Below are 13,593 nucleotides of genomic sequence, written 5' to 3' on the forward strand. Positions count from 1 at the left end.
GCTCCAGCCCGATTTCTCGCTTCAGTGTAAACTTCTGCTATTTCAAGAACGAGAGGGAGAATCCTGGAATTTCAATTTACCAGCAGCCAATGCTATATCTCCATCGCTATGCGGGAACTTAGTACGTCCAATGATTTGATAATCTTCATGTCCTTTACCTGCAAAAATGATAATATCACCTGGCTCAGCAATCTCGATTGCATGCTTTACAGCCGCTTCACGGTTACCAATACACGCATAATTCTTATGCAACATTCCTTTTTCCAAGTCAGTAAGAATTGATTCGTATGGCTCGTCGCGTGGATCGTCCGTCGTTAAAATCACATAATCAGCGACCGAAGCCATCTGAGCCATTGCAGGACGTTTTGATCGATCTCTATTACCACCCGTTCCGACTAAGAAGATGAGACGATTTGTTCGATACGGTAGGACTGATGAAATCGCTTTTTCAATCGCGTCCGGTGTATGAGCATAATCAATAAAGATGGATATGGGCAACTCACTATCCAACTTTTCCATTCGTCCTTTAACTGGCGGAATTTTTTCAAGTTGTTCAATGATTTGTGGAATTGTATATCCTTGTGTATACAAAGCCGTTGTTGAAGCCAATGCATTATATACATTGAACTCGCCAAGAAGATTCATACGTACAGGAAAAATCCCTTCAGGCGTCTTCATCTCAAATTTTGTACAATTTGATTGCAACAGAATATTACGCCCCTGGAAATGTGCATCCGAATGAATCGCATATGTCCATACAGGATAACCCGTCATTTCTTTCAATCGGTTAGACCAGGGATCATCTCCATTAACAATTGCATGTTTTGTACGTTGTAAATCTTGACCCAATTGTGAGAACAATAGACCTTTTGCTTGTCCATATTGTTCCATTGTTCCATGAAAATCCAGATGATCGTGAGTTAAATTTGTAAAGATGGCAATATCAAAATCTACACCAGTTAGACGCCCTAGTACCAATCCGTGAGAAGAGACTTCCATAATCATTGTCTGACAGCCTTCGCTTTTCGCACGTTGAATCATTAATTGTGTGCTTAATGCGTCACTTGTCGTATTCGCAGAATCATACAAAACTCCATTTAAATTAAAACCGATTGTACCAGTCAAGGCAGATTTCACAGCAAGTCCTTGAAGCATATTTTGAATGATGCCACTTACACTTGTTTTACCATTTGTACCGGTTACACCAATCATTGTTAAATCTTTGGATGGGTATCCATAAAACTTGGAGGCCAGTAACGCGACCGCTCGCGTTGTATCGTCAACGACTACACAGGCGACTCGGGAATAGTCCAATTCCAGTTGTTTTTCTGAAACAATTATTTTTGCTCCACTTTCAATTGCTTGCAAGGCATATTCATGGCCATCTACGGTATATCCCTTAATACAGATAAAAATACTTTCTGGTTGAACACTACGTGAATCAACCGCTATATCAAACACTTCGGCTGGAAGTGATCCGTGAATTTCTTTAACCGGCAAGCAGCTGATTAAGTCAATTGACTGCATTTGCTTTCCTCCTATTCTGTCTCCATTGGAGAGAGCACATATGCTTCTAGCAGTGCTGAAGTGTGTTTCAATGAATCAATATGTGTCCGTTCGTATGCATGTGATGCTTCAATACCTGGTCCGAATAAGGCATGTTTGACGTCGAATCCAGCGCGAATTGCAGCCGAGGCGTCAGAACCATAATACGGGTAAATATCCAGCTTATAATCAATGCCTTGCTGTTTAGCCAATTCAACCAAATGTCGTGTAAGTTCGTAATGGTAGGGACCTGAAGAATCCTTCGCACAAATGGAGACCGTGTATTCATCGGATGTTTGCCCATCACCAATTGCACCCATGTCGACAGCGATATACTCCACTACTTCGTCAGGAATATTCGAATTACCACCATAGCCAATCTCTTCATTGTTCGAAATATAGAAATGAGTGGTATATGGAAGTTTCAAATCATTTTCTTTTATGGAAGCAATCAATTGTAATAATAAAGCTGTACTAGCCTTATCGTCCAAGTGACGTGATTTGATAAAGCCTGATTCTACTTGCTCAAATCTAGGATCAAAAGATACAAAGTCACCCACTTCTATTCCAAGTGCTTTTGTTTCCTCTGCATTCGTCACTTTCTCGTCTATACGTACTTCGATATTTTCAACATTGCGTTCTGCAGAACCGGCATTCTTATAGACATGAACAGTCGTTTGATGCATCAAAATCGTTCCGCGGACTTTTTTACCAGAGGCTGTATGTATGTGACAATATTCGCCTTCTACCGCATTCCAATTAAATCCACCAATCATCGATAGTTTAAGTCGTCCACTACCTTTGATTTCTTTTACCATCGCACCGAGCGTATCTGTATGTGCTGTTAACAATCTATGTTTAGAATTATCTTTTCCCTCAATCGTGGCAATTAATGCCCCTTTGTTTGATCGGTGGTATGATACGTGCATGTTATCTAAAAGCGAAGCCATAAAATTCATGATTTCTTTCGTATATCCCGAAGGACTTGGAATCTCTACAAGTTTTTTAAGTAATTGAACTGTTTCTTTCTCTTTAAACACACTTGACATGATTAACCCCCTGTATGATAAATATCATATCAAAATTCAGCATGTTCGCACACCGCTAAATCATGTATGATATAGGAATAACTACTTATTAACGAGGTGAAAAATGGACAAATCTATGCTCCTGACAAAACGCAATCGATTGTTCATAAATTTATTTGCAGTTGGATTACTTTTACATACATTATCAAGTCTGTTTATCCATTACCAAAATCCAGTTTCCATCCCACTTTTCGCTATCCTATATTGTATCCTGTTATATATTCTTCGGAGAATGAACATAAATAATTATGTGATGCAAACCCTGATACTGGGCGGAATGAATGGATATATTTTATATCTAATTATTGATACACCTTATTACATACATATTTTACTTTTTGTATATCCACTATTCATCGCTTCATTATACCATTCAATCATATCAAGTTTAATTCTTTTACCAATTACTGCACTGGAAGTCATTTATCTTTTCCAAAAAAACTATATAAATTTTGAAAGCACCATTGAATTCGGTAATCTATATGTTGTCCTATTGTTTTTGATTTTAATAAGTTTGACAGCTGTTGTCCATTCACTCTTTATGCGCAACACATGGCATCGAATGGAAGAACAGCAATCGACACTGGAAAGAGCCCTAGATTCCAGGGAAGGCTATTTACATATGTTTTTTGAGAATGCCAAGGATGGCATTGCAGTATTTGATTTAGATGCCCGCATTATTGCACTGAATCCAGCTTTTGAGCTGCTCTATGGCTGGAGTCGAGAGGAATGTATCGGCAACCACATTCCACTTGTACCACCTGAGAATGTGGCAGCAGCAAACGAAAGAATCGAAAAAGTTTTAAAAGGAGAAAGTTTTTACTCTTTCGAAACAAAAGATATGAAAAAAAATGGCACTTTCTTTGATGCGCAATTGACGTTAAGTCCCATTTACAACAAAAGTGGGGATATAGTAGCAATGTCCGTTATTACACGGGATATTTCTTATCGTAAAGAAGCAGAAAAACTGATTGTCCAGACTGAAAAGCTGAAACTGGCAGGAGAAATTGCTGCTGGAGTTGCGCATGAAATCCGTAATCCAATGACTGTGATTTCAGGTTTCATTCAAATGATGAATACAGATGATCAACACCCCTATCAAACTTATACAAAGTTAATAGCTTCAGAACTTGAGCGAATCAACTTAATCATCAGTGAGTTTTTAATTCTCGCAAAACCTCATGTGACAAAGGCAAAAGAATTTCATATTGAAAGAATCATTCAAGATGTCGTGCTTCTATTTAGTCCAGAGCTTAATTTAAGAAGTATTTTACTGAAAGAATCTTGGAATGCCCAAAATGCAATAGTTATTGGTGAGCAGAATCAAATTAAACAGGTAATAATCAATATTGTTAAAAATGCAATTGAAGCACTGACCAATGAAGGCTCCCTAGAAATCTCTACAGATTTGGAGACAGAGGGATTTGTCAGTATTCATATTCGTGATAATGGTGCTGGTATGACGCCGGAAGTTGTGAATCAAATATTTGAACCCTTCTTCACGACGAAAACCACAGGTACTGGACTTGGAATGATGATTTCCGAAAAAATCATTCAGGAGCATGCCGGGAAAATTACTATTAATAGCCAACTCAATAAAGGCACTACCGTATCAATCTTACTCCCTTATAATAAAGCAGAAAAATCAGCGACTTCCAATTAAAATGAAGGTCGCTGATTTTTTAGTATTAGTATATTTTTTTCTTAGCTTTGTAAAACTGTACTGTTCAAGGAACGAAGGCTAAGAACGCCACCTCGTGTGGCAACGCCTTCGTGACCAACCTCCTGTTGCCCCGAGGAGGCTTGCTAGTTCATCCGCGGAAAGGGAGCTGATTCCCTCTAATCTTAATAAATGTTAACATAACCATCTATTTAAGAAGAGTCTTCACAAGTTTCACTTTGTTTTTATATGGTGGAAATACAATATTCACTGGAAACTTGGTACTCTTTTTCAATATTGATTTGGCATGAGTAAATGCTTCGAAACTATATTTCCCATGATAAGCGTTCAGACCGGATGACCCCACACCGCCAAACGGCAAATGAGCACTCCCTACATGGGTCACTGTATCATTGATACACCCTCCACCGAAAGGCAGTTCATCCAAAAAGTACTGAATGGCATTTTCATTTTCAGAAAATAAATAAGCAGACAATGGTTTTGGTAACTTTCTAATTTGTCTTATTGCACTTTCCAATCGATCATAAGTCATGATTGGTAAAATTGGTCCAAAAATCTCATCTTCCATAGACGGGCTATTCCACGAAACCCCGTCTAGAATGGTTGGTTCAATATATAAGTCACTTTCATCCATATTTCCACCGGAGACAATGTGGGCACCTTCATGTCTGATTAACTGTTTTAATCGATCGAACTGTTTTTGATTAATAATACGGCCATAATCCGGACTCTTTTGTAGGTCTTTCCCGTAAAAGTCTTTTATTGTTTTCCTTAATAACTCAATAAATTGATCTTTTACTTTGTGATTCACCAGTAAATAATCAGGAGCCACACAAGTTTGTCCGGCATTGACGAATTTACCCCAGACGATACGCTTCGCAGCGACTTCTAAATTTGCGGTATGATCAATGATTGCAGGACTTTTTCCGCCAAGTTCTAACGTCACAGGAGTCAATCTTTCAGCTGCAGCTTTCATGACGATTTTTCCGACTTGAACACTTCCGGTGAAGAAAATTTTATCGAACGGTGCATGAATAAGAATGGATGTCTCATCCCGTTCACCCTCAACCACACGAATATATTCTGGTGGAAATGTTGATTCAATGATTTTCTTGATAACGATGGCCGTATGAGCAGCCGATTCCGAAGGTTTGACGATAGCACAATTCCCTCCAATCATCGCACCAATCAGTGGTTCCATGACCAGTTGAAATGGGTAGTTGAATGGACCAATAATCAAGACAGAGCCATAAGGTTCACGAATAATGAAACTTTTTGCTGGTTGTAAATGAAGAGCCGTTTTAACTGCTTCCGGTTTCATCCATTCCTCTAGATTCTTCAACATATATCCGATACTATCTAATACAAACCCTACTTCTGTGGCATATGCTTCAAATTCACTTTTATGTAAATCATCATAAAGTGCCCGTACGATTTCTTGTTCATGAAGTTGTATAGCCTGCTTCAGTTTAGTTAATTGCTGCTTTCGAAATGCTGCTGATTTTGTGGCGCCTGTATAGTAAAAATCATGTTGAGATTGAATCATATGGTCAACGTCCTGCACTGTGAAATTCATTCTATCACTCCCGTCATCTATCACTTTATTGTAACGTGTAGTGTGATTGCACGCAAAAAAGACACCTTCAAAAAAGGTGTCTACATATGTATTCCACTTACCTAAAAGGAATTTACTCAAGTCAATAATTCATCAATCCAACGCTGCACGATTAACCCTTCTTCAAAGGACACAAGCGAAGCTTCTTTTCCACTTCTCGCATCATGACAAGCATCCCACAAAGATTTGGTTGTTTTATTGATTTCGACTTTCTTCTCCGGCTCATCCTTTTCGCTTACCCATAGTTCTGACCAATTTCTAATTGTCATCACTTTCTTTGTTCCAAACACTTTGAATTCCAAAAGTTCTTCCTGTCCTACTCCACTTAAACCATTGATTAGAATCGGAATGCCACTGTAAGTTTGACCGAATGCAGAAGTTCCTGTTTCAGATAAACTTTGATCTTCAGGATATTTTGTATGATGTGCTGAAAATGTAAATTCCCCAAAAAGTCGATACATGATTTGAAGATAATGTGGAAATACTTCTCTTATAAACCCACCTTGAGCACGAGAACCAATCCATGGATTCTGTTGCCATTTTCTTGGCCAATGCGGGAAATATGTTTGAAGTTCAACGCGAAGTATTTCTCCAAGTGTATTGTCTGCAACTTCATTCATTAACGTTTGAATTGCTGGACTATACATAAGAGGAAAATGCATCGCCGTTAAGATATTTGCTTGTTTAGCACTTTCAACCATTAATTTCCCGCTTTCCACATCGTGAGCGAGTGGCTTTTCAGATAACACCAAACAGCCTTTTTCAGCTGCTTGTAAAGCAAGAGAGGCATGACTATTAGGAGGTGTTCCTATATACACCCAGTGTGGTTTCGTCTCAAATAATTCTTCAATAGAATTTGCTATTGGCAACTCGTATTTACTTTTCATTTCTTGTAATCGTTGTATATTCTCATCAAACGCACTGACAATTTTGCAATTAGGATTAGCTAAAAGTTGATTGATAATACGTTCTCCTACAATTCCAGTACCAATAACCGCAAATGTTGTTTGATTCATATCGCTCACTCCTTCGTATAGTTTGTGCATCAATTTAAGGTCTTAAGAAGTATTTATCAAAAAAGTTGTTTATATGTGTAACTTTTTAGGGTAAAGAACTAACAAATAATTTAAGACAATCAAAGGAGGAAATAACATGTTAAAAACAGAAACTTGGTGGGAACCTATCTTTTCAGGAAACTTAAGCCTAGGTATCAATAAGGAACGTTTAGCTGAATTAGAAGAAGAATCCTTCATCTACTTCAATGAAATTGAACAAATTGAAACGACGGAACAATAAATTTGAATATAGAATTTCGATTCCAACCTACATAAGACCGCTTCCCCTTCAAGAAGATGACGGAGAAGCTGTCTTTTTTTGTTCGAATAAATAGAACATGCCGTAATATACAAAAGCGCTTACTACAGCTAGTATCGCAATGATGGTAAATGTCCAAAAGAAGCCGAACCAAACTGTTAGTGGAATGGATAATGGGGCAATCATTCGGCCAATTGTGTAACGTAGACTAGCAGCCGCAAAATACTGGCCACGCATATGTTCTGGTGCCAATTTTGAAATAAAGCTTTGTTGCAAGCCTACAATCATTAACTCACCAAATGTAAAGATTGCCATCGCCAAAAGAAAAATCCAAAATAAATCAAACAGAGAAAAAACAATCATGGCCAATGCATACAAGATGGATGAGATGAAGAAAATGTTTTTCTCTTTAAACGACGCAACAAACCGTGTAACAGCAACTGTCAACAAAGCTACAAGTAATCCATTCTCTGAAATAAGTACACTAAAGGCAAGTTCACCTGTAAGCTTTATATCTGTTCCAAACCAAGTTCCCAAAGATTGATTTCCGATTACTTCCTTAATATATACCGGTAGCAGTAAATCCAATTGCATAAACGTTTGTGCACTTAGTATTCCTGCAATAATGAAAAGCAGAAACAATTTGTCGTTCAGAATCACACCGTAATCTTTCACTTGTTTTTGGATGGCATGCATAAATCCACGTGGTGCCCCTTGTGCATCATCATCTGAACGAACTGGTTTCGTCTCTTCAGTAAATTTAATGAGGATCCATGCCAGTAATAAACAAACGAGACCTGCGGTTACCATCAACCCGAATCTATAGCTGAAAAAGAAAATCCCTCCAAGAATCGGTCCAATAACAACGGCAATATTTATTGAAGTATAAAAAACGGCAAAGACATCACTACGGTGCTCTTCTGGTACTACATCTGCTACCATAGCCTGACTTGCTGGCCAATAGAGAGAGCCAAACATACTTGCGATAGTGAATGCGATAAATCCTAAGCTAGGTGAATCTAAAATAGGTGAATTTGCAAGTGCAAACAGGAAAAATGCGCCCCCTTGACCAAACGAGGATATGACCATCATCGTTCTTCGACCAAACTGATCAGCACAATAGCCTCCCGCTAAATTGGCTCCTACTGAAAATACTTGCGATAAGATAAGCAATAAACCGGCAGTGGTTTTACCAAACTCCTCTGCAAAATAAATGGCAAGGAAAGGGAAAAACATCCAAAACGTAATGTTCATAAACGCTTCTCCTATTAACCTTGCTCTCAAACTTCGATCCCAATCTCTAATTCTCATGATGTCTACTCCCCAAGATCATTATCTGATATTTCATAAAATTATTGTATCATTGGGACCAATAAAATAGACATACATAATTCGACTGAATGACAGAATTTACTCAATACTTCTCCATAAATAAAGCGATGCGTAGCTTAAATAAGGAGACCATTCCGGAAAATGTGAAGAAATTTCCGCAGCTTTCGGTTTATCTGCTGTTCCCCAAATTTTTTTTAATGCATTTTGCAAACCGATATCTGCAAGTGGAAATAAATTAGGTCTGCCCAATCCGAAAAGCAAAAAACTTCCCGCTGTCCATGGGCCGATTCCACGATATTTCACTAGAGTCTCAATAATTGTTTCATCATCTTGATAAGAAAGTGATTCGAGATCCAATTCTCCGTTTGCAATCGCTTTTGAAACACCGATTACATATTCTGCTTTTCTCGTACTGAATTGCAATTTCCGCAGATCTTCAACTTGAAGTTCCCCTACTGCAAAAGGATCAGGATACACCCATACTCCTTCCACTTGTTCGCCGAATGTATGAACAAATCGCTCTGTTAATGTATGTGCAAAGGATAAATTCAGCTGCTGGTGAATAATGCTTTTCATTAAGGTCGCATACAACGAAAATTCCCGAATGATGGGTGTCCCCCGGTGTTCTTCAAATAGTAAAGCAAGGTTCGTTTTTGCAAAGTGTTCATGAATAGGTTCTAGGGAACGGTCGAAATGAAAAATTTCTTTGATTTTCTGGATTTCTTTATCGTCTTCAAGTCCTATTATTTTGAATACAGGCTCATCGGTTGTACCAAAGGCTTGAACTTTATAAATTTTGCGCTCTTCAGTTGGCACCATTACATATCGCTTTTCTTTGTTTAAAGAAATTAATGGGTCCATTGATAATCGATCGAGCACACGCTCGAAATTATAAGGGAAATCTAAATGAATAGTTTCTGCCATAGTCGTTTCCTTCCTGTTCGGTTATATTTAGTACATACATTTTGACAGTAAGAATCGAGGGATATAAATGAAAAAATGGTTGTGGCTCCTTCTCGTTCCAGTTCTCTTCGCAGGCTGTGATGTGAGTTCGAATTTTACTGATAAATCAACCAGTGCAAACGATACGATTCCAGTCGAATTGATTGCTGTCATTGATGGAGATACCATTAAAGTAAAGTATAACGGAAAGATAGAAACTGTCAGGTATTTATTAATCGATACTCCCGAAGTAAGACACCAAACACTTGGGAATCAGCCTTTTGGTGACGAAGCGAGTGAACGCAATGAACAGTTACTGAAGAATGTTGCTGTGTCTCTCAAATTTGATGAAGGAGACCGCTATGATGATTACGAGCGTCTTTTGGCATATGTTTATGCAGATGGACAATCCGTCCAAGAAACGTTGCTATCAGAAGGGCTTGCTCGTGTTGCCTATGTTTTCCCTCCAAATGATCGTTATGTAGATGCTTACAAAGAAGCTGAAGCAATTGCCCGTAAAAACAATTTGGGAGTATGGGAATATAAAAACTATGTAACCAAAAGAGGATTCGATGAAACAAAAGTTGAAGAAGAAAAAACAGAAGTAAATAAACATCCGAGCGAATGCTTAATTAAAGGCAATATCAATCGTGAAAACAAGAAAATTTATCACACACCAACAGGAAAATATTATAATCAAACAAAACCAGAAAAATGGTTTTGTTCAGAGCAGCAAGCATTGGATGCAGGATTTAAAAAATCTGGGGAATAAGTAAAGGAGAAATGAATATGCAAGTACTTGTCTTAAGGTTTGATTACAAACTTTCCACAAAATTAGAGCATGATAGCAAAGACTTACACTTAGCTTCAAGACGGGGCAATGAAACGCAAATGCCTCCACATATTAGCCTGTTTTCTTTTGAAAAGATCAATCCGGCGACATTAAAAGAACAAGTAAACAAATGGATAGAACAACAAAAACAACTAGACATTTCTTTTTCTTCATTAGGTTTCTTCAAACAGAATGGTACTTTTTTTGTGGCTCCCGTCGTTACAAAAGAATTGGAGACGTTTCATCGGGAATTATTTTCATTAATTTCGCATTTACATACGAATGAAATATCTCCCTACCTGCCAGGTAAATGGGTTCCTCATTCATCACTGATTAACAAAGTGCCTCTCACAGCGTGGGGTCCGCTTTTCCAGAGAGCCAGCTTAGCGTTTGAACCACAATCAGGCAAGGCGGTCGCGCTGGAATGCTGGTCGATTGTAAATGGACATGCACAAACTGAATGGACATATTTTTTAAAGTAAATTATTCGCATATTTCTTTATTAGGTCATTGACTATTAGCCTATGAACGATATAATAGAATTTGTCCTAGTAAAAACGATCTTGTAGCTCAGCTGGGAGAGCGCCACCTTGACAGGGTGGAGGTCGCTGGTTCGAGCCCAGTCGGGATCATCTTATTTTCAAGCCTGAAAACGTTGTTATTACAGCGTTTTCAGGCTTTTTCCTTTAGTATGAATTCCTGCAATACTCAGCTTCAGATTTAATTATTTCAATGTAGTTACTTTTTTTAAAAGGTTTTGTTAATTCACCAATCCTTCTTAGACTTCCTTTTATCATTGTTTTATTTTTTTGAACATCCACAATTACAGTTAAATATGCTTCACCATTATATTTTACTACCCCTGTGACTTGTTTTTTCTCTAAATCTATATTTGTATATTCGGGTACGATTCTTAATGGTGCAAAGGTTGTCCATCCCACCGAACTTTGTTTTGATTTCTGTCCAATCTTAAATATAAAATAACTAACAAGTTTTTTTAATTTAGATACCATTTTTCCCCTCCTAATTTACATGGAATATTTTATCACACCTTAGTTAAACTAAACTGCCCCGTTAGTTCAATAAGCTCACTGATCTTCAACTCAAGCACTCGTTAGTTCAACAAGACTTATTTATTCTGAATAATAACCAGTAATAATTCTCGTGCCTTTTCAAAACTTACAAGTTCTTTATAAAAATGAGGATAATTACTTACGGAATCTTTTAAAAATGAATGTTTAGGATAAAGTGAAAAAAAGTCTTTATATAGGAATTGCATTTGATTATTAGGGATTTTTTTATAACCTAATACATAAGAGGAACTTCCTGCGATAAGCATACAAAATTCATTAAAATCAGCATCCAGCCAATCTTCTTCTGAGATACTATCCTCGAAATCTTTTTCAATCTGTTCAATATCTTCGTTTGGGAATTCATTCATTAATTCTGTATTATAAAGATTTTCAAGTTCACTGATTAAATCATTTTTCATTTCTTACCCCACCTGTAATTCAGTTTGTTTTTCCTAATAATTATATCTAAAACTGAAAAAACCTTCTTCAACTAACCTGCCCCGTTAGTTCTATAAGAAAAAGGGCTGTTTAAACAGCCCAATGATCTTTAACTAAAGCACCGGTTAATGACTGTCTAGTCTTGAATGAAAGAAGGGATACAGAATGACAAGAACTTTAGTTGAAAAGGCAAAGAGTATTCTTGAGGGACTTCGATTTCTTTAAAGTTCATAAATCATTACCTTTCTTATCATGGATCCTCTTATCTATACAACCAACTATTACACAACTAGATTCTACTCCATATAATTTTCGATTTTGTAATTGTATGTATTTTTCATATTCACAGTAAACTTTATCGTCAGAAGTTGCATAGGAAAGAAGAGCTTTCTCTACCGTTGTGAACTAACCCTTAATTACGGACACTTAAATAAAAGGTACCCTGCAATTATGCAGCGATCAGATGACTCCGGTATTGTGCTGGAGTCATCTTTTTTAGATTCCATTGCTTACGTCTTGTATTGTAATGTTCCAAGAAAAATTGACTGGAACAATATTTCTGTTTCATCTAATCTCCAAGTGTTCTGAAAAAAATTACTCTAATGTTAGTCTCAAGAGAGCGAACCTATCAAGTAAATCATGCTCTAATATGTACTATTCAACATAAAAAACTTGTGAACTCCCAACCTCCAGACAATACAACCTTCCACCATAAGCACAGCCGCCATCAATTCCAATGATATTATTATCCCCAAAGTATACTTCGCTGCTTTCGTGCAAATACTTTGTCGGTGTATGTCCGAATACAACGGTCTTTACTCCCTTGTATCCCTTGTGGAACTCCTCACGAATCCACACTAATGTATGAGGTTCTGACGACTTTATTGGTGTTTCCGGATCAACTCCTGCATGAACAAAGATGTGGGTTTCTGTTTCATAGTAGTATGGAAACTCTTTTAGTATTTCAATATGTGTGCGGATGTCATCATTCATTTGAATAGGCTCAGGCATTTCGTCGGTCGTAAACCAATACTCAGCATCGTCCTTTTCAATGTCATAGTAGTAATTTTGAAGCGTTTTTATTCCGCCATTGTAATACCATCTTTTCAAGTTCATCAGATCACCATGAAAAGTATCTATCATCATCTTTTCATGATTGCCAATTAAAGCAATCGCTCCCTCGCACTTCAGCTGAATGACTTTATCTAAAACAGCTTTTGAATGGGACCCCCGATCCACAAAATCACCTAATAAAAGTAACTGGTCTCTGTCTTTGTCATATTGAACAAGCTCCAAAAGTCTCTCGAACTTTTCTATATCACCATGAATATCACTTATGGCAAGCATTCGTTTCAACTGCCTCACATCCTTATTAACTGTTAGAATAGTTTGTTTTTATTATTCTATCATATTTATAAATGGACTAAAATTTATTCTCATGTGAAGATATTCATGAGTATATAAACATTACATAGAAATTAATTGATACTGTTATATACTGTTTCACTTAAGGAAGATTTTCTTAAAGACCAAATTTTCCTTTTCTATTGTTGGCTCATTAACCAACGAAAAAATTCATCTCTTAATACTCCCTTACATCTTCCAATTTTTATAAGTAGAAAATCTATTCTTTTCATCACCTCGTATGTATTGGGTTTAGAAATTTTCAGGATTGAACTAATCTCTTTTGCTGTTAATACAAGAGGGTATGACTCAATTTCTTCTTTCTTCAT

General features: G+C 37.2%; 14 protein-coding genes, 1 tRNA gene and 1 pseudogene. 5 read left to right on the forward strand and 11 right to left on the reverse strand.

Going from position 1 to position 13,593, the window contains the following annotated elements; translation table 11 throughout:
- Positions 1 to 42: 42 nt before the first annotated feature.
- Positions 43 to 1,527, reverse strand: coding sequence for a UDP-N-acetylmuramoyl-L-alanyl-D-glutamate--2,6-diaminopimelate ligase (locus tag HMPREF1210_RS06785; protein WP_016427890.1), 1,485 nt, complete (start codon positions 1,525 to 1,527; stop codon positions 43 to 45).
- Positions 1,528 to 1,538: 11 nt separating this feature from the next.
- Positions 1,539 to 2,594 carry a M42 family metallopeptidase gene (locus HMPREF1210_RS06790; protein WP_016427891.1) on the reverse strand — a complete coding sequence of 352 codons (1,056 nt, stop codon included), beginning with the start codon at positions 2,592 to 2,594 and terminating at the stop codon, positions 1,539 to 1,541.
- 103 nt (positions 2,595 to 2,697) lie between these two features.
- On the opposite strand from HMPREF1210_RS06790, the gene HMPREF1210_RS06795 reads away from it, so the two are divergent.
- On the forward strand, positions 2,698 to 4,296 hold the full coding sequence (locus HMPREF1210_RS06795; protein ID WP_016427892.1) for an ATP-binding protein: 1,599 nt from the start codon (positions 2,698 to 2,700) through the stop codon (positions 4,294 to 4,296).
- Positions 4,297 to 4,501: 205 nt separating this feature from the next.
- Here HMPREF1210_RS06795 and HMPREF1210_RS06800 read toward each other — a convergent pair whose 3' ends face one another.
- A complete protein-coding gene (locus HMPREF1210_RS06800; RefSeq protein ID WP_016427893.1) occupies positions 4,502 to 5,890 on the reverse strand; it encodes an aldehyde dehydrogenase in 1,389 nt (462 codons plus the stop codon).
- A 116-nt stretch (positions 5,891 to 6,006) separates the two neighbouring features.
- Positions 6,007 to 6,945 carry a Gfo/Idh/MocA family protein gene (locus HMPREF1210_RS06805; protein ID WP_016427894.1) on the reverse strand — a complete coding sequence of 313 codons (939 nt, stop codon included), beginning with the start codon at positions 6,943 to 6,945 and terminating at the stop codon, positions 6,007 to 6,009.
- A 136-nt stretch (positions 6,946 to 7,081) separates the two neighbouring features.
- Here HMPREF1210_RS06805 and HMPREF1210_RS18185 point away from each other — a divergent pair, with 136 nt between their 5' ends.
- Positions 7,082 to 7,225, forward strand: coding sequence for a hypothetical protein (locus HMPREF1210_RS18185; protein ID WP_016427895.1), 144 nt, complete (start codon positions 7,082 to 7,084; stop codon positions 7,223 to 7,225).
- A 48-nt stretch (positions 7,226 to 7,273) separates the two neighbouring features.
- Here HMPREF1210_RS18185 and HMPREF1210_RS06810 read toward each other — a convergent pair whose 3' ends face one another.
- Both HMPREF1210_RS06810 and HMPREF1210_RS06815 read right to left on the reverse strand, forming a co-directional pair.
- On the reverse strand, positions 7,274 to 8,554 hold the full coding sequence (locus tag HMPREF1210_RS06810) for an MFS transporter (RefSeq protein WP_016427896.1): 1,281 nt from the start codon (positions 8,552 to 8,554) through the stop codon (positions 7,274 to 7,276).
- A gap of 99 nt (positions 8,555 to 8,653) precedes the next feature.
- Positions 8,654 to 9,499, reverse strand: a complete 846-nt coding sequence (locus HMPREF1210_RS06815) for a DNA-3-methyladenine glycosylase (RefSeq protein WP_016427897.1) — start codon at positions 9,497 to 9,499, stop codon at positions 8,654 to 8,656.
- Between the two features lie 67 nt (positions 9,500 to 9,566).
- Here HMPREF1210_RS06815 and HMPREF1210_RS06820 point away from each other — a divergent pair, with 67 nt between their 5' ends.
- The 3 genes from HMPREF1210_RS06820 to HMPREF1210_RS06830 all read left to right on the forward strand — a co-directional run bounded on the left by HMPREF1210_RS06820 (position 9,567) and on the right by HMPREF1210_RS06830 (position 10,981).
- Positions 9,567 to 10,289 (forward strand): thermonuclease family protein, encoded by a 723-nt coding sequence (locus HMPREF1210_RS06820; protein ID WP_016427898.1) that lies wholly within the window; start codon positions 9,567 to 9,569, stop codon positions 10,287 to 10,289.
- Positions 10,290 to 10,306: 17 nt separating this feature from the next.
- Positions 10,307 to 10,831, forward strand: a complete 525-nt coding sequence (locus HMPREF1210_RS06825) for a 2'-5' RNA ligase family protein (protein ID WP_016427899.1) — start codon at positions 10,307 to 10,309, stop codon at positions 10,829 to 10,831.
- Positions 10,832 to 10,908: 77 nt separating this feature from the next.
- Positions 10,909 to 10,981 (forward strand) — tRNA-Val (locus HMPREF1210_RS06830).
- A gap of 54 nt (positions 10,982 to 11,035) precedes the next feature.
- On the opposite strand, the gene HMPREF1210_RS06835 is transcribed toward HMPREF1210_RS06830, so the two are convergent.
- The 5 genes and pseudogenes from HMPREF1210_RS06835 to HMPREF1210_RS06850 all read right to left on the reverse strand — a co-directional run bounded on the left by HMPREF1210_RS06835 (position 11,036) and on the right by HMPREF1210_RS06850 (position 13,593).
- Positions 11,036 to 11,362, reverse strand: a complete 327-nt coding sequence (locus tag HMPREF1210_RS06835) for a hypothetical protein (RefSeq protein ID WP_016427900.1) — start codon at positions 11,360 to 11,362, stop codon at positions 11,036 to 11,038.
- 116 nt (positions 11,363 to 11,478) lie between these two features.
- Entirely contained in the window at positions 11,479 to 11,841 is a 363-nt protein-coding gene (locus tag HMPREF1210_RS06840; protein ID WP_016427901.1) for a YxiJ family protein, read from the reverse strand.
- A gap of 467 nt (positions 11,842 to 12,308) precedes the next feature.
- Positions 12,309 to 12,398, reverse strand: a pseudogene (locus HMPREF1210_RS17990) (IS3 family transposase); the annotation flags it as partial.
- 116 nt (positions 12,399 to 12,514) lie between these two features.
- The gene (locus HMPREF1210_RS06845) at positions 12,515 to 13,216 is read right to left on the reverse strand and encodes a metallophosphoesterase family protein (protein ID WP_036659418.1); all 702 of its coding nucleotides are present in this window, start codon (positions 13,214 to 13,216) and stop codon (positions 12,515 to 12,517) included.
- A 188-nt stretch (positions 13,217 to 13,404) separates the two neighbouring features.
- On the reverse strand, positions 13,405 to 13,593 hold the full coding sequence (locus tag HMPREF1210_RS06850) for a hypothetical protein (protein ID WP_016427903.1): 189 nt from the start codon (positions 13,591 to 13,593) through the stop codon (positions 13,405 to 13,407).

This window comes from Paenisporosarcina sp. HGH0030 (assembly GCF_000411295.1).
In the GTDB taxonomy this organism is placed as follows: domain Bacteria; phylum Bacillota; class Bacilli; order Bacillales_A; family Planococcaceae; genus Paenisporosarcina.

What these genes read in the sequence shown, in the direction of transcription:
- HMPREF1210_RS06815 (WP_016427897.1), bottom strand. Translation starts at nt 9,499, where the DNA reads ATGGCAGAAACTATTCATTTAGATTTCCCTTATAATTTCGAGCGTGTG.
- HMPREF1210_RS06805 (WP_016427894.1), bottom strand. Translation starts at nt 6,945, where the DNA reads ATGAATCAAACAACATTTGCGGTTATTGGTACTGGAATTGTAGGAGAA.
- HMPREF1210_RS06785 (WP_016427890.1), bottom strand. Translation starts at nt 1,527, where the DNA reads ATGCAGTCAATTGACTTAATCAGCTGCTTGCCGGTTAAAGAAATTCAC.
- HMPREF1210_RS06790 (WP_016427891.1), bottom strand. Translation starts at nt 2,594, where the DNA reads ATGTCAAGTGTGTTTAAAGAGAAAGAAACAGTTCAATTACTTAAAAAA.
- HMPREF1210_RS06825 (WP_016427899.1), top strand. Translation starts at nt 10,307, where the DNA reads ATGCAAGTACTTGTCTTAAGGTTTGATTACAAACTTTCCACAAAATTA.
- HMPREF1210_RS06840 (WP_016427901.1), bottom strand. Translation starts at nt 11,841, where the DNA reads ATGAAAAATGATTTAATCAGTGAACTTGAAAATCTTTATAATACAGAA.
- HMPREF1210_RS06820 (WP_016427898.1), top strand. Translation starts at nt 9,567, where the DNA reads ATGAAAAAATGGTTGTGGCTCCTTCTCGTTCCAGTTCTCTTCGCAGGC.
- HMPREF1210_RS06835 (WP_016427900.1), bottom strand. Translation starts at nt 11,362, where the DNA reads ATGGTATCTAAATTAAAAAAACTTGTTAGTTATTTTATATTTAAGATT.
- HMPREF1210_RS06795 (WP_016427892.1), top strand. Translation starts at nt 2,698, where the DNA reads ATGGACAAATCTATGCTCCTGACAAAACGCAATCGATTGTTCATAAAT.
- HMPREF1210_RS06810 (WP_016427896.1), bottom strand. Translation starts at nt 8,554, where the DNA reads ATGAGAATTAGAGATTGGGATCGAAGTTTGAGAGCAAGGTTAATAGGA.
- HMPREF1210_RS06800 (WP_016427893.1), bottom strand. Translation starts at nt 5,890, where the DNA reads ATGAATTTCACAGTGCAGGACGTTGACCATATGATTCAATCTCAACAT.
- HMPREF1210_RS06850 (WP_016427903.1), bottom strand. Translation starts at nt 13,593, where the DNA reads ATGAAGAAAGAAGAAATTGAGTCATACCCTCTTGTATTAACAGCAAAA.
- HMPREF1210_RS18185 (WP_016427895.1), top strand. Translation starts at nt 7,082, where the DNA reads ATGTTAAAAACAGAAACTTGGTGGGAACCTATCTTTTCAGGAAACTTA.